Source organism: Leptospira perolatii, assembly GCF_002811875.1.
Lineage (GTDB): Bacteria > Spirochaetota > Leptospiria > Leptospirales > Leptospiraceae > Leptospira_B > Leptospira_B perolatii.
Genome location: NZ_NPDZ01000002.1, coordinates 388,598 through 406,410, shown reverse-complemented (window position 1 = coordinate 406,410; position 17,813 = coordinate 388,598). Strand labels below are relative to the sequence as shown.

Genomic DNA, 17,813 nt, shown 5'->3' with positions numbered 1-17,813 from the left:
CTCCGAGGATCTTGCTCCTGGGCAATCGTTTTTATATATGGAACAAGAGGGCAAACTTCTCAAGGCTCAAATCATAGGTCATGCTCTCGGAAGTGGAACTTCAATCTGGATCGATACTCCGGATTTTGAGGGTTCCAACCTCCAGTTCGCCTTTAACTTTCCGAGCAACATTCCTACGAGCTGTAATCCCAGGCTTTCGCTGTGAAAGATATCGAATCCTTTCGGAAAACCAACACCGTCATCCGAAACGTTCAAGACCAATTTACCGTCCAGCCTCTCTATTTGAATCTCGATCTTTCCGGTTTTTTCCCCGGGAAAGGCGTATTTTAAACTATTGGAAACTAATTCGTTTAGAACAAGGGCCAAAGGAATCGCGTGATCCAGATGCAGCTTAATTTCATCGGAATATATTCGGTAGGAAACCTTTCTGCTCGCTCCAAATGATTGAATGAGTGCTACAAGTAGATTATTCAGATATTCTCTAAAGTCAGCATCCGAAATAGAATCGTTTTGATAGAGCTCTTTGTGAACCAAAGCCATGGAAAGAATTCTTCTTTCACATTCCTTCAATACTGAGATTAATTTCGGATCATCGGTAAATTCTGTTTGTAAACTCAACAAGCTAGAAATCACTTGCAGATTATTTTTTACTCTATGGTGGATTTCCTTTAACATGACTTCCTTTTCGTTCAAGGAAATCCTCAAGGTTTCTTCGTAGTTATATCGATCTGTAACATCTCGAATGATTTGTGCGGCTCCGATCAAATTATGATTTTGATCCCGAATCGAACTATAATTGATTTCGAATACTGAATCCGATGTTACGATTCCGGAAACCCTTCTCTCTAAACGAAAGACTTCGCCCCTGAGAGCCCTGCTCCAATTTTCGATGATCATTTTTCTTTCATTCTGGTTATGAATCGCAGCATCGGATATTCTATCCCCAACGCTGATTTTTTTTCCGTAGAGCTTCCAGACTAGAATTTCGAACGCGGTATTACAAGCGATGATCCTCATATCCATATCCACCGCACAAATCGCATCCCTCGCGCCCTCGATAATTCCCCGCAAACGGTCGTTAGCTGAGACTAATTTTTTTCTTAGTTCAGAAAGTTCCTGTTCGGACTTTTTCCTCTCGGAAATATCGCGGAACATCACTTGCATTACCTTTTTACCGCTATTCTCGAAGGCAACTCCTGTCACTTCTGCTAGGATAGTGTTTCCGTCTTTGGATAAGAGCTTTTCCTCCGCAGTTTCCAGTGCCCTATCAGAGGAAAGGGCACGACTCACTCTTTCCAAGACCGAAGCTCGAAATTCCGGATGAATAAAGTCCATTATGGATTTTCCTTCGACTTCGCCTAATTCGGTATAGCCTAGGATTTTTAATCCAGCCTGATTTAAGTACGCAAGCTTCCCCTCTGAGTGAAGTCCAATTCCGTCAGGGCAAACCTCGACTAATCTGCGATATTTTTCTTCGCTAGACAACAATGCGTTGGCCCAAATTGTCCTAACTGTAACATCCCGCAAAAATAGTGCGATCTGACTGATATGGCCAGTTTTCTTTAACGAGACGAAAGATGCTTCGAGTTCCAATTGCTCTTCTGTAGGAAAAAGTTTTGTAAAATGCCATTTTACTTTTCTGCCGGAAACCGCTTGTTGAAAGAGTGTTTGAAACACTTCTCTTTGTTCTTTTAGAATCGCTTCCCAAAACTTTGCACCTGGGCTAAGTTGAATTCCAAAACGCCTGTAGATTTCTTGCTTACCAGAAGCATTGATGAATTGAATTTTTCCGGATTTGTCTAGGAGCAAAACCCAGTCTTCGGTGGCGCCGAGCAGAGTCTGGATGTTTTCAAGTTGGTCACGAAGCGCGATTTGATTTTTACTGCGGAGCGCTATGCTATGAAATAGCTCGAATTCCTGTTCGGCAAAGTTTAGCTCATTTTTCCGTTTTGACGAAAGCAGTCTTTCACGAAACCAACCTCCGATCCGGCCGATATTCATTTAGTTCTCCCGACCATCCTTTCTGGAAAAAGGATCATTTCGGTCAACTTTAGGAATCGGGTCCCAAAACCTCGATTTCTTTTTGTAAAAATTACTTTCAGCTCAGTTTAGACATGATTCGGCAAAATTAATTCCATCATTTCGACACTCTTTGTTCTACACGAATTGACTTACAGTGAAACGAATTACGTATTCTTAATTAGATTTATGACTACTCGAAAGAAATCGGTCGTATACTTGCGCAACTTCTTCGGGTCGTTCGAGCATTGGAACGTGACCCATCTTTTCGAGAATAACCTTCTCGGAATTTTTAATTCCTTTTCTTAATACTTCTGCTCCGCTCACATGAATCACTCTGTCTGTGTCTCCCCAAAGAATCAGAGTACGAGCTTGGATCTTGGGCATACTATCCTGCAAGGGATAGCTTGAGCGAATTTCTGAGAATACTTTCCGGTTGAATTCCGCAGCTTGCACGGCTCTATTCACAAAAAAAGGTTTCAGTAGGAAAGGAATCGCAGGCGGTTCAACAAAGACAAAAGCCATCAATTGGTCAAATTCCTGGGGAGAATTTACTACGAGATTATTTCTTCCGTTGTCCAAAGATTTTGTAAGTTCGCTTTTTTCAGGTGTGCGTATTCCGGAAGAATCAAATAGCGCGAGTGATTGTATTTTTTGCGGATAGATAGACGAGTAAGTTCCGGAAATTGCACCACCCATGGAGTTTCCAACAATGTGAAATTTGCTCCAACCGATCTTTTGCACAAAAGAATCCAGTCTTTCGCACTGATCCTGAATTCGATAAGTGACTTCCTTGTTTTTTATGTTTTCCCCGAAGCCAGGTAAATCTACCGAGATTATGTGATATTTATTCGTAAGATGCTTGGAAAGTCTAACCCAATTATCCTTATCACCACCGAAGCCGTGGACCATGAGAATCTTTTCTCCAGAATCCGGTCCACCTTCTAAATACGCCCAGTTCCATCCAGAATCCTGGATTACCTTTCGCTCTAGACCAGCCTTTTCCCTTTCGTATTCGATTCCAACTTTGTACAGGGTCTCTGCACAGCTTGAAACAAAGAATAAGAATATTATGAAAAAATAAAGTCTATTGAAAAGTTTTCGATTCCGCATAGAAAAACTTTAGGCTCAAGTATATTTTTTCTTTAGCTCGCGTGCGTAAGCAAGATCATGAGTGAGCAGTCTCATTCTTTTGACAAGATAGGTCGTGATTCCTTTATAAAACTTCAATGCAAGATCCTTGTCCGCGTCCAACACCCTTTGAAGGTGATCGAAAGGTATTTCAAGCAACTCGCAACGCTCCATCGCCTCTACGGTTCCGGCTCTCTTGCCTTGATCTAAAAATGGAAATTCTCCGAAATGATCCCCAGTCGCGATTGTGGTGACGTTTACATCGTCCCCTTTTTCGGTAGCGGTTAGAATTTTCAAAGTTCCGTACATGACTACGTAGAAAGCTTTTGCTTCGTTACCTTCTTGGTAAAGAGCATCCCCTTGTTCCAGGACCTTGTATTTCGTTTTTTCCGCGATCTTAGACAGCTCGTCCACACTGAAATTGGAAAATAAATAGATCTGCTTTAAAATTTCTTCAATAGAATGTTGCATACGTTTTCTTTCCGAAAGACCGAATGTACTCCCTGTAAAAAAACGTTCAAGTCTTAAAAAGAAAGCGGAATCCTCAATTCATAGAGCACTCCAGAATCCGTTTTTTGAACAACCGTGGCCCTCAACTGTTTGGAAAAAATTTCCAAAAGTTGCACCCCAATCGATCCTTCCCGAATCGGCTTTTCCAGAGCGAATCCAATTCCGTCATCCTTGTAAGAAAATCTCATTTCTTTTCCGTCAGATGATAGTCCGATTTTGATTCTTCCGCCTTTGTGATCCGGAAACGCATATTTCAACGAGTTCGTGAGCAATTCGTTTAATAGCAATCCGAGTGGAATCGCTTTTTCGATGGAAACACTTATAGCGTCCACATCTAGACGAATCTTAATATTTTGCTCTGCACCGTAGACGTGCATCAGATTTTCAGTGAGAAGCTCAAAGTATTCCCTTAAATCGACCTCTGCGAGATTGACTGATCGATACAGTTCTTCGTGCACATAAGCCATGGACTTAACTCTACTCGCGCTATCTTTTAGAACTTTTCTTAACTCAGGATTGTCCGAGTTATCGTACTGTAACTCCAATAAGCTGGACACCACTTGAAGATTGTTTTTCACCCGATGGTGGATCTCCTGCAGCATCACCTCTTTTTCTTTCAAAGAATTTTCCAAGCGACTCATCATTTGGGATCTCTCAGTAGTATCTCTCGCGATTCCCATAATTGTGCCGTCTTCCAAAAGTACGGCGTTTACTTCTACTCCGATGGATCTTCCTTCTTTTGAAACAAGAATACATTCAAGCAATACTGGCTTTCCGAGCTGCACGTTGGATAAATCCTGGGCAACTCTTTCTCGGCATGTTTCTGCCTGAATATCCGTAAGTTTTAAATGTATAAATTCTTCTCTGCTGTAACCAAGCAATCTAACAGCTGTTCGGTTAAGATCCAATAATTCTCCGGATCTGTTCACGATGATAATCGCGTCAGATGCATTTTCAAAAAGAGACCGATAACGCTCTTCGCTTGTCTCCAATTTCTTTTTGGCGATTATCCTCTCTGTTACATCATGAATGATCGAGAATAATAATGTCTTTCCGGCCATCTTAAAAGGTCCAGTGTAAACTTCTACGTCTCTGATTTCGCCGGATTTGAGACGATGCTTGAATAAGTAATAAAGTCTGGATTCATTAGCAGCATGTCTCATTTCTTTGAATATTTCTTCTTTAGAGAGACAATTAATATCGGATACTTTCATCTGGAGTAATTCCTCCTTGGAGTATCCGTAAAAACTGCAGGCTGCTTCGTTTACGAACAAAATGTTTCCTGTATCAGGATCCAGTATCCATTTTATCGCCTGGTTTGTCTCAAAAATCTGCCGAAAGGATAGCCCCCGTAAATAGGAACTACTATCTAGAATATTAGAAAATTCTGATTCACTATTCTCGGAGTCCGCAGGAAATAACTCGATCCAACGTAAACCGCCGACTGAGTGACAACTGACGCGCAACGTTGGTTGAGGGCAAGAACTAGGATTTTTGTCTTTCCTCCATTCGAACACGTGTCCGTTGGAAGTAGGATTCGAAATGAATTCAGTCCCTATAAAATAATCTGATAGATTTGTACCTTCCCATCTCTCTAAGGGACAGTTTGTTTGCAAAATATTGCCGTTCTCGTCCGCGAGAATACACCAACTCGGAAACAGGCTTTGCTCTACCTTTCTGTTTCGTTCAAGCATGAAAAATATCTTGCCTCCGATCCCTTAGACCTGGACTTTGCAAAAAAGCAGAAAATTATAGCGATCGCTACAGGACTAAAACGAATGGATCTTTCCTTTATAAGCCAGCACAAAGAACTAATAGGAATCATCATGATGCCGTTTACCTACGGGTTTGTCGGCTGGTTTACCAACGTTGTCGCCTTGAAAATGACCTTTTATCCATTGGAATTTGTAGGAATTCCTCCCTATTTGGGCTGGCAAGGAATCGTGCCTAAAAAGGCCCAAAAACTTGCTCTAAAATCAGTGAATATTATGACAGAGAGATTGATTAAAGTCGAAGATTTCTTTGCCAAAGTGGACCCGGACCAACTAGAAAAGGAGTTCCAACCGGTATTAAACGAAATGATCCCACTTGCGACGAGCGAGCTGATTCACCATATCAATCCTGAATTGCGAAAGCATCTAGAAAACGGACATGAAACGGAAGTAGTAAAAGCAGTCCGAGAAAAATGTTCCCACACTGTGAAAAACATCATGACGCAGGTGAAGGAAAACGTATCCGCCGTATTTAATTTCCGTTCTTTGGTTTTGAGAAAACTGACCGGTCCAAACGTCAAAAGGATCGTAGACATTTTTCAGGAAGTGGGCTCCAAGGAGTTCACCTTCATAGAAAGGTGCGGATGGTACTTGGGTGGAGCATTAGGAGTTTTGCAAGCAATTGCTTGGAATTACCTCCCGATTTGGTGGACCTTACCGATTCAAGGTGTCATCGTAGGATATATCACGAACTGGGTGGCGCTCACCATGATTTTTCGTCCTTTGTATGAAAAGAGGTTCGGACCTTTTAAATACAGAGGATTATTTCTAGCGAGACAGGAAGATGTTTCCAGAAAGTATTCAAACGTATTCGCGACCCAGGTCTTAACTGCTCGGAACGTTTTGGAAGAGATTCTTTACAAAAGAGCTGCAAGAACCTTGGTCGAGACCATCCAACACGAGACAGAGAATGTGGCCGCAAAACTGCATTTAAAGGGAGACTTGGATGAGGAAGATAAGGGAGAAGAATCCGACTTCGAACATACCAAGAAGGAAGTGATCTCTCGCATTTCCGACACACTGGCAAACAGCTCTTCTAAACTCGAAACTTACATGAGTCGGGCAATGAGCATAGAAAACAATATGTTTAAGAGAATGAAGGACCTCCCACCGGAAGAATTCGAGCCGATCCTAAGATCGGCATTCCAAGAAGACGAGTATATTCTCATTTTAATCGGATCCGTTCTTGGAGCAATCGTAGGATTGTTACAAGGTCTTTACATGGTTTTTGTTTCTTAAGTTATGAAAGAAATTCGAGTTTCTGAATCGGACCCTGAAAGCTTTCTCAGAAAATTGAGAAAGGCGATTTCAGGAGGACACCTAGGGGCCGTAACTCAATTCGACCTAAAAGAGGACGACTTTTGCATTCGATTCACTGGATTTGGTGAATCCAGAATATGGTACAAATTAGAAAGGTCCAATTCCGGATTTACCGCCGTTCGAAAAAGAGAAAAGATAGCATTTATCCATATTCCGCTCCGAAGCGAGATGGAAAAAAATCTAGGAGAAATCTTGCGAAGGTTAGGCGCAGAAATCGCTTAACAAAGTAAAGATTCTACTCCATAACGAAACTTTAATATTTTTAGTTTCTGGGAAGGTAAAACTTGAAATCAAAACGTCAGGCAAAGACTTTTTTGGATTCTACAGTGACTCTTTCTTCAGGCATTCGATTAGCGGCGAGAATCTTTCCCGGGAACTCCAAAAATTCTGTTCCGCTTTTTTGCATTCATGGTCTGACCGGAAACCTCCGAAATTTTGAGCCGATCGCTAGGACTCTTTCCAAAAATGGAATCACGGTAGTTACCTACGATCTGAGGGGTCGGGGTAACTCCGACAAACCAAAATCTGACTACTCAGCTAGATTACATGCGGAAGATCTGAAGCAGCTCGCAAATGCATTGGGCTTTTCCAAGATTTCAATCTTATCGCATTCGTTAGGTTGTTGGATCACCCTGCGATTCGCCGAAAAATATCCTGAATTGCTTTCCAAGGCGATCTTGGTAGATGGTGGCGGAGAACTCAGCGTATTCAGGAAAATCTCCAATCTGATCATGATCTCTACTTCTTTATCCAGACTTGGTAGGGTCGCTCCGAGCAAAGAATACTATCTTTCGGAAGCAAGAAAATCCCCTATCCTATCCGCCTGGAATGAGAATATTAGAAATTTCTTAATTTATGAATTGGAGAGCACGGGAACTTTAGCGACTTGCTTTTCTAGTAATGGAGAAAAAGGGCCGATCGGACCGGTAAGATGTTCTCTACCTCCATACGTAATAGAATCCGAGCTTAGAAATATGGGAGGTTCCATGCACCTCTCTAGGATTCCTGGGATCTTTTTCCGCAATCCTTCTTCGATGATCTCCATACTGAAAGACAATCGTGCTCTTCCGTATTCTGCTCTGCAATGTCCGGTACTAGTAGTTAGAGCAGGAAAGCCTAATTTTAGAAGCGGCGACGAACTTCTTCCTGACTCGGCAATAGAGAGGATGAAAAGAAAGATTCCTGGAATGCAACTTTTAGATCTCAAAAATCTAAACCATTACGAAATCGTTCTATTAGAAGACGAGAATAGAGACAAGGAGCTGATTCGCTTCCTAAAATCCTAAAGTGGAATTCCTGACCAATCCTCGCTAGACTGGACATTTCTCGACCTGAAAAGGAAAAAGATAAGTGTCAGTATCCCGGCTAACACAAAGAATACGAACCATCGATTGTATTCCTCTTTCGAAAAAATTTCTCCTTCTCCGGGCTTCGGAATCACCTTTGGTTGGAGAGGAAAACCATTCTTCTTTGCGAGTTCCTCTATTTCGGTCAAGTGAATGACAGGGATATCTTCGAGCAAAAAGCGAGTCATTACAGAATCGATCTTAGCAGCTCCGGGAGGAAGACTAACATTCAAACCCGGTTTAAAACTGATTTTCCCGGCTCTAGTTCCTACAGAGATGGAGCCTCCACCTACATTGATATAAGCTTGGATTCTCTGGTTTCCGGCTCCTTCCTTGAATCGTCTCATTCTTTCTTCTATGCTTTCCGTAAAGCTTTCGCTCGCGATCAGTGGGAGATGGTTTCTCTTTACGGATCCATCGAGGAGAAGTCTCCCTTCTCTACTGATCCCAAGAGCTCTGTCCTCTACCCCCCCGTAGCTAACCGCAATGGATCTGTACGGGAATACTTTCTCTTTTTGTAATTCTCTTTCCATGTCGATCCAAAGAAAATCCGGATCGTTTGCACCCCATTGAGAGGAAGAAATGCTAGAAATAGAAAGCACTTTCAGTTTCAGAGATTTTGCGGCAGAGTAAACGCATATGTTCAAGGCTGGAAAAGAACCGGATAAGCCAATGGCGACCACCCCCTCTTCTTCCACTCCTGCCTTTCGCAACATTTCTACGATCAAAGCTGCAAAGTTCGGATTCACTGAAGTTTGTTTTGCTGTAATAATTCCGGTATTGCTAGTCACTGGAGTCAAAAATGATCCAATCAATCCGGATCTAGCAGGATCATATTCAATATCCGTAATCTTTCCTTGGTCCAATCGAATCGATCGAATCAACGCAAAAGCAGAATCAGCAGTCTTGGCTGCTTCCATTTTCTGTGAATAATAAGGTTGTTTTCGGTCTATCTTGAAATTTTCAATCAAGAATAAACCTATAAGTGAAATCCCTGCGATCAAAACGTATACATGGACAGACGCTGTCCCCGGTTTCCAGTATATTGCTTTCACAGTTGGAACTCGCTACCTAATATTAGGATTAATGTAAGTCTTACGATCACGGCTCCGGTGACTAAGGCAGAAATGGTTTCAAGGACACCCTGTCTATCCATCCAAAGTGCAATCAGTCCAGGCAAAATATGGCCGATCGCCGCGAGCTCTCCGCTTTTATGAATCGAATCGATAAAATGATTCGATCCGGCTGCCCTTCTTAAAAGTTCAAAAGAAAGTGCACCCAAAACAAAGCCCAAGATTAGCAGAAATGCGGTCTTTCTTTTTCCGTAAAGTATAGTTACCCTGGAAACCAAGAGCCCTACCCCGTATGTGAGACAACCTAGCCCGATCGTAAACAAAACAGTTAACGGATTATGAAGTTGTAATGCGATGTATCCCGGAACGACCAAACCCCCCGCGGCGATTCCGAAGAACTCGGAAAACGCAAGACTTACGAACAATCCGATTCCTATCGATAGTGTCAGGATATCCAAGTTTTCATCCTTATAAATTCGCTGCGATTTCGAAACATACGTAGTAGTGACAAACCGATTCCGGCGATATTTCCCAGGCCAACTACCAGAGATTTATTTCCTCCGAGATCCAAGATCCTCTCGAAAACTTCGGACTCCGTAGCGGATTCCGCAATCTCGATTCTCCCAAAGGATACTCCACCCTCTAATAAAGCTTTTGCTAAAATATGGGTGGATTCTCCAACTAACACAAGTAAATCGGGCATCGATTGCTTCCAGTTAGAAATCTCCTTTCCGAGTTGAATCGATCTCTCCGATCGATCCGATCTACAATTAATAATCGCGATTCGTTTATCCACATTCGAAAAATTGGCGATTCCAAGGTCCCAGACTTTTCTAGAGGATTTAGGATCATTTGCCGCAAAACCATTTACGAAAGTCACCTGTCTTCCGAAATACTGCATGGAATACGCGCAGGTCGCTCCCGGATCCGGATTTGCCTTTTTCATTCCTTGAAGCGCGGTTTGTTTAGGAACTCCTACACTTTGGCAAACTTTTAGAGCCAAAGCAACATTCTCCTTGTGCTCAAAATAGCGAAAGTCACAAAGATCCTCTTCTAAAACTTCCTGCAAATCTGATTGGTTCAATGAATGGACTTGCGCACTTCTATCCGAACAAATTTCGGTAAGCACTGGCAAAAGGTCTCTTTCTGCGGTAAATACTTGTTTTCCAGGGGGAACCGTTCCGCCAAACGCAAAGCAGACGTCTTCTTTTCTCGGGCCCATCACTTCTAGGTGATCTTCCAGAATATTGGTGATCACCGTATGAGTCGCTTGTATCATTTTATCTTCTGAAATTTTCTGAATCGTAGGTTGCAAGGCCATACACTCCAGAACAATCGCGCGCACATTTTCAGTTCTAGCGTGATTCAAAACTGCAATCTGCTCTCTGATGTTGGGTGATCCATGTCTGGCAATAGACACTTCTCTTCCATCAGGATAAATAAATTTGGGAGAAGTGCCGGTGGTTTTCGCCAAAGTCGGAATTCCACCTTCTCTCAAACCAGCTGCGATTAGCCTGGTAACCGAGCTTTTTCCTCGAGTTCCGTTTACGTGGATTCGAATCGGAATGGAGTTCCTACTCCTTCGCAGCTTCCTCATCTCCTCTCTTCCATATAGGAGAATGATTAGGAGTAAAACGGTCAGAACCAAACTTCCAAGCACGAAGGGAGGCTCCCTCTTTTTGCCAAGGAAGTCAACTACAAAGAAATAGGAACTTTTCTTGCTCGAAAAGTCCTTCTATAACTCTTTGAATCAGAGTGAGGAGAATGGCTGCTCTTCTTAGTTGATAGGAAGAATTACGTGAAAACGGGCGTACAATCCGTCTTCAGTATCGAACTCTATTTCGCCTTTGAGCTCACGTACGATTTCAAAGCTAACCGAGAGCCCCAGACCTGTGCCCATAAATGTGGGCTTCGTAGTAAAGAATGGGTCAAAAATCTTCGCGCGATTCTTTTCTGGAATACCGAGACCTAGGTCTTCTACAGTAATTTTGACAAACCCGTTTCCTTTTCTATAAATGACGTCCTGAAATAGTCGTATTTTTTTGTTCGGGTTTGCTTCCGGATACTTTTGATTCAATGAATCTCTAGCGTTTGTGAGAAGATTTATAAAAACTTGATTCAGTTTTTGAGGATCAGTGGAGATAATCGTTGTGTGCTTTTTAGCGGCTTCTCCCTCTGAGTGCTGGCATACGCCCTCTACAACAATATGATCCTTTTGCAAGAAAGGCATTAGAAATTGAACGGAAGATGCGAGTACATCGCAAGGATTCACAGGACGCTTCTCACCTCCTTCTTTATGAGTAAATCCTAATAGACTCCTTACAATTTTGGAGATCCTGACACTTTCTTTAATGATTACATCCAGGTTTTTCTGAATGGGCTCGTTTTTGCCCAGCTGACTGACAGCGATTTCTGCATAGTTCAAGATCGCAGTTAAAGGATTGTTGATTTCGTGCGCTACACCCGCTGCGAGTGTGCCTAGAGCTTCTAATTTTTGACGATGCCTTTGAGCATCCAAACGCTTTTGGATCTCGTCGTCGGATTCCTTTTTTTCCGTAGTGTCCGTGATCGTGAAAATAAACGCATGCAGTTCTCCTTGACTTGTTGCAGGAGAAACTCTCACAAAGTAATGGTTACGGACACCCGTAATGCTACTCCAATCCTCCATATAATAAGGTTTGTGAGTTTCCTCTACCTTCTTCATCAGTTCTTTCAGTTTTTCTTCAAAACCTGGTTCAATTAGTTCGCGTAAATTCTTTCCAACAAAGTTCTCGGTTGGTGCACCGGAAAAGGTTTTGTTCAAAAATAGAATTTTCCCATCTAAATCCACAAATACAACTAGATCCATTCCTTCCAGCAAGAAGGATCTCCAACGATAATCCGTATCCTCTACCGAGTAATCTTTTACGAATCCGTCCTCATTTAATTCGTGAATCTGAATGAGAAATTTATTTCCCTCGGCTGTTGTATTTCCATGAAGGAGAACTTTTTGAAAACCAGAAACAGTCTTCATTCTAGTTCTTATGGAAAAGGTTGATGGATGAGTCGCACTCTTTTTTTCATTCAGAAAATCTAATATTCCATCCAAATCGTCAGGATGCGCAAACTCCGACCAGTTTGCGTGGTTTGGATTCGTACAAGATTCTCTTCCCGTTAATTCTTCAAATCTGCGATTAACTACTAAAACATCGCCTTCGGTACTGAGTAATAAGGCAGGAGTGGGAAGGTTCCAAAAGAGAGACTCGTTATGCGCAGTTGGAAATAATAGGATAATTTCCTGTTCTTCTACAAGCTCATCTGCCGACATCGAGTGGATCGCCCCGTTTTTCCTTCTAATTTATTCGAGGAAACGGAGGCCGTAAAAATTACAGCAGATTCAAAAATCTGCCTGGCTTTGCTCTGGATATTTTATGGCAAAACCGGCAGATTGACACAAAGTTGCCTTCGTTTAATAAACTTTTAAAAGCTCTACTTCAAAGATCAAAGTAGCATTGGGTGGGATAGTGCTTCCGGCACCAGTGCTGCCGTATCCAAGTTCGGGCGGAATCGTCAATTTGCGGATTCCTCCCTCTTTCATTCCTTGCACACCTTTATCCCAACCGCGAATCACTTGCCCGGTTCCGAGATCAAAACTAAATGGTCTACCTCTGTCTTTGGAACTATCGAATTTTTTTCCGTTCGTTAACCAACCAGTATAATGGACCGTTACATTCGAACCATTGAACGCTTCTTTTCCAGTTCCCTTTTTAATTTCTTTGATCACAAGACCGCTGTTAGGCTGCGCAGAAAGTCCGCTGATGATCAGAAATACAGCCGCGCCGGAACCAAGCAATTTCACAAAACGATTCATTTATTTTCCCCTTCCTCCTGTGCGTCGGATCCCAGATCCGGAGAATCCCCCCTGGGTTTGGCTTCCATGGAGTTTATTTCCAGAAGAAGCTCCTTTCACGGATTGCTTTTTCTCGAATTCTTTTTTCCATTCTTCGGAATCAACGACCGCTATCGACTTTCCAGAGATTTCCTTTTTATTTAAAGCACTGATGGCTTTTTTGCCCGGCTCTTCATCCATTTCCAGGGAGCCATAACAAAGAGATCTTCCGGTCAGCTTGTCTTTTTTGATTTGAACATGCCGAGTTTCTCCGTAACCAGCGAATAGCTTGGTCAAATCCTCTTCCGTCATTTCGGGAGGTAGGTTTCCTAGCGAAATTTTCATCGAACCTCCTTTTGATTTGCCTAAAGTAATCCGGCCATAGGTTTACGAAACCCTATTTCCAATTTTTCCCTGAGGAAAAACATTCCTGAGTTACTGTTTCATTAGAGTCATCCGAGTATTCTTGTATTCGAATACTCCTTCTTTCCCGGCTCTAAATTCCGGGGAAGGTGGATCCAAGGTTTCAAAAACGACTCTTTTTATTTTCGGAGCATTTTTCCGAGCCTCACAACGGTAATCCTCAGGAAACAGAAAATTCCATTTTTCGGAAACGCAAACAGGGATTTGCTGGCGGGCCATCCTGAGTACCACTCCGGTTGCCAAATGACCCTGGATATGATTTTCGTCCCCGAAACCCCATTCGATTTTGTATAAAACGTCTTTTTGCGGTTGCATTGCGTCTAGGAATTTCTCAGGAGAATCCACATAAGTAAAATCCGCCTTTCCAAGTCTAAGAGTCACCAATACCAAAAGAAAAAGGACTGCTTTATAAAGTCGACTCTGCTTTTCTACAGAAATCTTTCCCACCAAGGAAGCCAGTAACCTAAAATTCAGATAATATAAAACTGCAGCGAAAACATATTCAAACCAGTAGACGTGAGAAACTAAACCGCCCTGCAATTTAAAGGCTCCGAATAGAGAAAGAAAAAAACCTATTAAGAAAATAGAATATAGATCCTTTTCCCAAACATGCAATCTTTCTCTATAAATTCCAGGTAAAAGAATTAGAACTCCCAAAATCAGATCTTTCGGAATTTTGGTCAGCAACGGAAAAGGTCCGAGGTAGTAAGAAAATAAATATTCAAAGACTGGACCAGGTTTATGCACCGTTTTGTTTTTTGCACCTAAGGCAAGTACCTTACTCAGGTTCCCGGGAAAGGACTGGATCTCCTGAATGATCGGAGGTAAAAATGCGATAAGAGCAAAGAGTAGCCCTATTCCGAAGAATTTCCAGTGTTCCCTGGAACTAATGTATTTTTTCCACCCTAGGGAATAGATTCCCCAACCGCCGCAAATTAAGAACATCGGAACTACAATCGTCAGTCCTCCGATTTGGTTTTGGACGATAAACGTCCCGGAGACCAAAGACCAGAGCAAGCCCTCAGGCATTCCCCTTTTCAAAAAAAGGCAGGAAACAATAAATAAGAACATCGGAAACAGGATGACGGACGGGCCCCAGATCGAAGAAAAAATATCCGGACCTGCAGCAGCCAAGCAGACAAACAAAGATAAGGTGAGCGCTAGCAGAGAACTTCTAACTTCTAACTTTTTGTACAAAAGAAAAAGAGAGATGCATAGAAAGGCATAATTATAGAGTAAAATTCCAATAGAGTACTTTCCATGTTCGGAAACTACGAAAAAGAGAGGCTTTGCAATCCAGCCTAAATAATAGAATGTGATAGGCCCAATATGATTCACCTGGAATCTAGAATAGGCCCCGAGCATCTCTCTTCCTTCAGAGGCACGCATGATTTGCAGTGCATTGGCCGCCAGATCACCCATTTCCTGATACGGTTGGTTTAGAAAAGCTGAATTTACTGCAAAATAAGAGATAAAAAAGGCAGTTGGGAACAGGAATACATAACGAACGACTGGTTGAGAAAAAAAAGTACGCATTTTCACCGAAATATTTGTTTCCCGAGATTTCATGGAAAGCCCGAACTGGAGTCAATCCCTAAAAAGCGGAATTTACTTGTCCAAATGCAAGGGCCTTTTTTTGAGGAATTGTAACGAAAATGAAATAAATCAATCCCCAAAGGCCATAAATTTCGGTTGAGCCGGCCCCCGAAACTAAAAAACTAGAGAATCACAAATCATTCATTCGGCTTTCAGGCCCAATAATTTTTAGGAATAGTTATTCATGGATATTTTCTTATTCATTGTCGGAGTAATGTGCGTCCTGGGCGTAATTGACCTCCTGGTCGGGGTTGCCAATGACGCGGTCAATTTTACCAATTCCGCAGTCGGCTCGAAGGCCTCTACGCGAAGGGTCATCATTCTTATCTCTGCAGTAGGGATTGTGTTTGGGGCGATGAGCTCCAATGGAATGATGGAAGTAGCTCGTAAGGGAATCTTTCATCCGAATGCGTTTACCCTGCAAGAATTAATGTTTCTATTCTTAGCGGTAATGGTAGCGGATGTTATCCTGTTAGACTTATATAATACTTTAGGTCTTCCTACTTCTACCACTGTGTCCCTCGTTTTCGAATTGTTAGGCGCTTCCCTGGCAATGGCGCTACTTAAGACCGATACCGTAAACCAAGCTTTTGAAATCATCAATTCGGCGAGTGCCTTAAAGATTATATTTTCCATTGTGCTTTCGGTAATTCTGGCGTTCTTTTCTGGACTAATCTTGATGTTCTTCTTCCGGCTCATTTTCTCGTTTCGGACGGAAAACTCTATGAAAGTATTTGGGGGAATTTTCGCGGGGCTTGCCACTTCCATTGTTATCTTCTTCGTACTTCTGACTGCCATGAAGGGATCTACCATATTGCAAAAGGAATGGGTAACCTGGATTAACGATAACCTCTGGAGAATCATGCTTTTCTCCTTCTTAGGTTTCTCTGTCTTTTATCAAGGATTGATATTTGCTGGGGTCAACGTATTGAAGATCGTCGTACTGCTTGGAACCGCCTCTCTCGCGATGGCATTTGCGAGCAACGACTTGGTCAACTTTATAGGGGTTCCGATCGCGAGCTTGCAGACCTACGAACTGATCAAGATTTCCAACTGGGATGTGAATACTCTAGCTACTGGATTGGCAGAAACTGTCCCCACACCTAACCTGATCCTATTCAGTGCTGCACTCGTAATGATCTTTGCCTTATTCAAATCCAAAAAGGCAGAAACTGTTACTCAAACAGAAGTAACCTTAGGTTCTCAAGGAGAAACTCTCGAGACTTTTCAGACAAGCTTAGTTGCGAGAGTCTTTGTTCAGATCGCATTAGGAATTTATTATCCAGTTCGAGCAGTTCTTCCCAAATCGATTCGGAATTGGGTCGGAAGCAGATTCAAGCAAAACCTTTCTACAGAGATCGTAAGATTACACGAAACCGAAGCCTTCGATATGCTTAGGGCGTCGGTAAATATCCTAATCGCTTCTGCCCTGATTCTGGTCGGGACGATTCACAAGCTTCCGCTATCTACAACATTTGTAACATTTATGGTCGCGATGGGAACTTCTTTAGCGGACGGCGCTTGGCAAAGAGACAACGCAGTCAACCGGGTCAGCGGAGTACTTACGGTGGTAGGAAGTTGGTTTATGACCGCGATTATGGCCTCCCTAATGGGAGGAATGATTGCAGCAATTTTCCATTTCTGGGGAATCATCGCAGTTGCAGTGATTCTGGCAATCACCTTCGGTTTAGTCATACTATTCAATCGTGTCCATGCCAAGAGAAAAGAAGAGTATGAAGAGAGCATGGAAAGCTTGGTGGCCTTGCGTAGGCACCCTGAAAAGGCGCTCTCTCGCACCATTTCGTCTATGTTAGGAAGTTTGGTCGTAGCCAAGAAAGCTATGAATACGGTTTGTTCCGGCTATGTAAACGGGAAGAAGAAAGACTTTAAGCAAACCGCGAAGCACCTCAAAAATTTGAAGAAGATGTACGAGAATTCTCTCTCTAACTTCCTTTCCTTGGCTGAACGACATCTGGATGAAAACGAATTTCACACCATTCATCCAGTTACAAACGCTCTAGGTCAGATTGACCACATTACGGAAAGCTTATGGAATATTTTGAGAAGCACTTCTTCAAAAATAGACAGATTTCAATCCGGACTGTCCAAAGAAGAACGGGAAGACTTGAAGGAACTTCGTAAGCAGGCAGAGGAAATTTTCGAGCTATTAGCAGATGCCGACAGAATTCCAGGCCTACTAGAAAAGGCTACCTCCAAGAAAAAGACCAAAGATTTCGAAAAGATCAAAGAGCAAATTTACAAAAACCAAATGAAGAGAATCCGCAAAGGAGATAGCCGCCTAAAATCAAGCGTGTCTTATTTTGTGGTGATCGAAGAACTTGTAGATATCAATGACAGTCTGATAAAGTTAGCGGAAGAGTTATCATTAGCTTTACCCTGGGCAGAACAAAAGAAAAAGGAATTCCTAAAAGCACACCTTTCCAATGGGAAAATGGCCTTCCCGGCTGTCCTTGATGATAAGAAGGACAAAGATAAGAAGAAGAAAAAGAAGGATAAGGTCTGAGATAGAATTTCAGAAAGATACAGCCTTTTCTTCTTTTTGAAAACAAAAGCCGCGGGGACGGAACCCTGCGGCTTTTTTATTCCCTTTAGAAGGAAGGATTTTCCGGACTTTTTAGTGAAAAAGCCCCACCCTGTGTGGGTGGGGGCCGGAGCGGCAGCGGTGGTACCCGCCGCCAAATTTCACAGAATCACGTTTTCTTCAAGCCCGATTTTCTTCTCCACTTCTGCAGGA

The 17,813-nt window shown here is 42.5% G+C and carries 15 protein-coding genes; 4 read left to right on the top strand and 11 right to left on the bottom strand.

Annotated features, from left to right (window positions below):
* Window positions 1-78: 78 nt before the first annotated feature.
* The 4 genes from CH373_RS05600 to CH373_RS05585 form a co-directional block, all read right to left on the bottom strand.
* Window positions 79-2,001, bottom strand: coding sequence for a PAS domain-containing sensor histidine kinase (locus CH373_RS05600; protein ID WP_100713110.1), 1,923 nt, complete (start codon window positions 1,999-2,001; stop codon window positions 79-81).
* 195 nt (window positions 2,002-2,196) lie between these two features.
* Window positions 2,197-3,132, bottom strand: coding sequence for an alpha/beta fold hydrolase (locus CH373_RS05595; protein ID WP_100713109.1), 936 nt, complete (start codon window positions 3,130-3,132; stop codon window positions 2,197-2,199).
* 15 nt (window positions 3,133-3,147) lie between these two features.
* Complete coding sequence (locus tag CH373_RS05590) at window positions 3,148-3,621, bottom strand: cyclic nucleotide-binding domain-containing protein (RefSeq protein ID WP_100713108.1); 474 nt, start codon at window positions 3,619-3,621, stop codon at window positions 3,148-3,150.
* Between the two features lie 53 nt (window positions 3,622-3,674).
* Window positions 3,675-5,354, bottom strand: coding sequence for a PAS domain S-box protein (locus CH373_RS05585; protein ID WP_100713107.1), 1,680 nt, complete (start codon window positions 5,352-5,354; stop codon window positions 3,675-3,677).
* 84 nt (window positions 5,355-5,438) lie between these two features.
* Between CH373_RS05585 and CH373_RS05580 the strand changes: the two genes are divergently transcribed.
* The 3 genes from CH373_RS05580 (at window position 5,439) to CH373_RS05570 (ending at window position 8,038) form a co-directional block, all read left to right on the top strand.
* Complete coding sequence (locus CH373_RS05580; RefSeq protein WP_100713106.1) at window positions 5,439-6,671, top strand: DUF445 domain-containing protein; 1,233 nt, start codon at window positions 5,439-5,441, stop codon at window positions 6,669-6,671.
* 3 nt (window positions 6,672-6,674) lie between these two features.
* The gene (locus CH373_RS05575; protein ID WP_100713105.1) at window positions 6,675-6,974 is read left to right on the top strand and encodes a hypothetical protein; all 300 of its coding nucleotides are present in this window, start codon (window positions 6,675-6,677) and stop codon (window positions 6,972-6,974) included.
* 62 nt (window positions 6,975-7,036) lie between these two features.
* Complete coding sequence (locus CH373_RS05570) at window positions 7,037-8,038, top strand: alpha/beta hydrolase (RefSeq protein ID WP_243393276.1); 1,002 nt, start codon at window positions 7,037-7,039, stop codon at window positions 8,036-8,038.
* Here CH373_RS05570 and pgsW read toward each other — a convergent pair.
* The 7 genes from pgsW to CH373_RS05535 all read right to left on the bottom strand — a co-directional run bounded on the left by pgsW (window position 8,035) and on the right by CH373_RS05535 (window position 14,998).
* Window positions 8,035-9,153 carry a poly-gamma-glutamate system protein gene (gene pgsW / locus CH373_RS05565; protein ID WP_100713104.1) on the bottom strand — a complete coding sequence of 373 codons (1,119 nt, stop codon included), beginning with the start codon at window positions 9,151-9,153 and terminating at the stop codon, window positions 8,035-8,037. The two genes, CH373_RS05570 and pgsW, sit on opposite strands and share 4 nt — an antisense overlap.
* Window positions 9,150-9,629: a poly-gamma-glutamate biosynthesis protein PgsC gene (gene pgsC, locus CH373_RS05560; protein ID WP_100713103.1), complete on the bottom strand. Its 480-nt coding sequence runs from the start codon at window positions 9,627-9,629 to the stop codon at window positions 9,150-9,152. Before pgsC ends, pgsW begins: the two co-directional genes overlap by 4 nt.
* Window positions 9,617-10,831 (bottom strand): poly-gamma-glutamate synthase PgsB, encoded by a 1,215-nt coding sequence (gene pgsB, locus CH373_RS05555; RefSeq protein WP_100713102.1) that lies wholly within the window; start codon window positions 10,829-10,831, stop codon window positions 9,617-9,619. Before pgsB ends, pgsC begins: the two co-directional genes overlap by 13 nt.
* 117 nt (window positions 10,832-10,948) lie before the next feature.
* Window positions 10,949-12,478 (bottom strand): PAS domain-containing sensor histidine kinase, encoded by a 1,530-nt coding sequence (locus CH373_RS05550; protein WP_100713101.1) that lies wholly within the window; start codon window positions 12,476-12,478, stop codon window positions 10,949-10,951.
* Window positions 12,479-12,619: 141 nt separating this feature from the next.
* Complete coding sequence (locus CH373_RS05545; RefSeq protein ID WP_100713100.1) at window positions 12,620-13,021, bottom strand: FKBP-type peptidyl-prolyl cis-trans isomerase; 402 nt, start codon at window positions 13,019-13,021, stop codon at window positions 12,620-12,622.
* Window positions 13,022-13,414, bottom strand: a complete 393-nt coding sequence (locus CH373_RS05540; protein WP_423789762.1) for an RNA recognition motif domain-containing protein — start codon at window positions 13,412-13,414, stop codon at window positions 13,022-13,024.
* A gap of 60 nt (window positions 13,415-13,474) precedes the next feature.
* Window positions 13,475-14,998 carry a hypothetical protein gene (locus CH373_RS05535; RefSeq protein ID WP_125169926.1) on the bottom strand — a complete coding sequence of 508 codons (1,524 nt, stop codon included), beginning with the start codon at window positions 14,996-14,998 and terminating at the stop codon, window positions 13,475-13,477.
* 244 nt (window positions 14,999-15,242) lie between these two features.
* On the opposite strand from CH373_RS05535, the gene CH373_RS05530 reads away from it, so the two are divergent.
* Complete coding sequence (locus tag CH373_RS05530; protein ID WP_100734074.1) at window positions 15,243-17,582, top strand: inorganic phosphate transporter; 2,340 nt, start codon at window positions 15,243-15,245, stop codon at window positions 17,580-17,582.
* The last annotated feature ends 231 nt before the right edge of the window (window positions 17,583-17,813 follow it).

Bases quoted from the DNA above. Each gene is read 5' to 3' on its own strand.
- CH373_RS05600 (WP_100713110.1), bottom strand. From the start codon at position 2,001: ATGAATATCGGCCGGATCGGAGGTTGGTTTCGTGAAAGACTGCTTTCG.
- CH373_RS05595 (WP_100713109.1), bottom strand. From the start codon at position 3,132: ATGCGGAATCGAAAACTTTTCAATAGACTTTATTTTTTCATAATATTC.
- CH373_RS05590 (WP_100713108.1), bottom strand. From the start codon at position 3,621: ATGCAACATTCTATTGAAGAAATTTTAAAGCAGATCTATTTATTTTCC.
- CH373_RS05585 (WP_100713107.1), bottom strand. From the start codon at position 5,354: ATGCTTGAACGAAACAGAAAGGTAGAGCAAAGCCTGTTTCCGAGTTGG.
- CH373_RS05580 (WP_100713106.1), top strand. From the start codon at position 5,439: ATGGATCTTTCCTTTATAAGCCAGCACAAAGAACTAATAGGAATCATC.
- CH373_RS05575 (WP_100713105.1), top strand. From the start codon at position 6,675: ATGAAAGAAATTCGAGTTTCTGAATCGGACCCTGAAAGCTTTCTCAGA.
- CH373_RS05550 (WP_100713101.1), bottom strand. From the start codon at position 12,478: ATGTCGGCAGATGAGCTTGTAGAAGAACAGGAAATTATCCTATTATTT.
- CH373_RS05545 (WP_100713100.1), bottom strand. From the start codon at position 13,021: ATGAATCGTTTTGTGAAATTGCTTGGTTCCGGCGCGGCTGTATTTCTG.
- CH373_RS05535 (WP_125169926.1), bottom strand. From the start codon at position 14,998: ATGCGTACTTTTTTTTCTCAACCAGTCGTTCGTTATGTATTCCTGTTC.
- CH373_RS05530 (WP_100734074.1), top strand. From the start codon at position 15,243: ATGGATATTTTCTTATTCATTGTCGGAGTAATGTGCGTCCTGGGCGTA.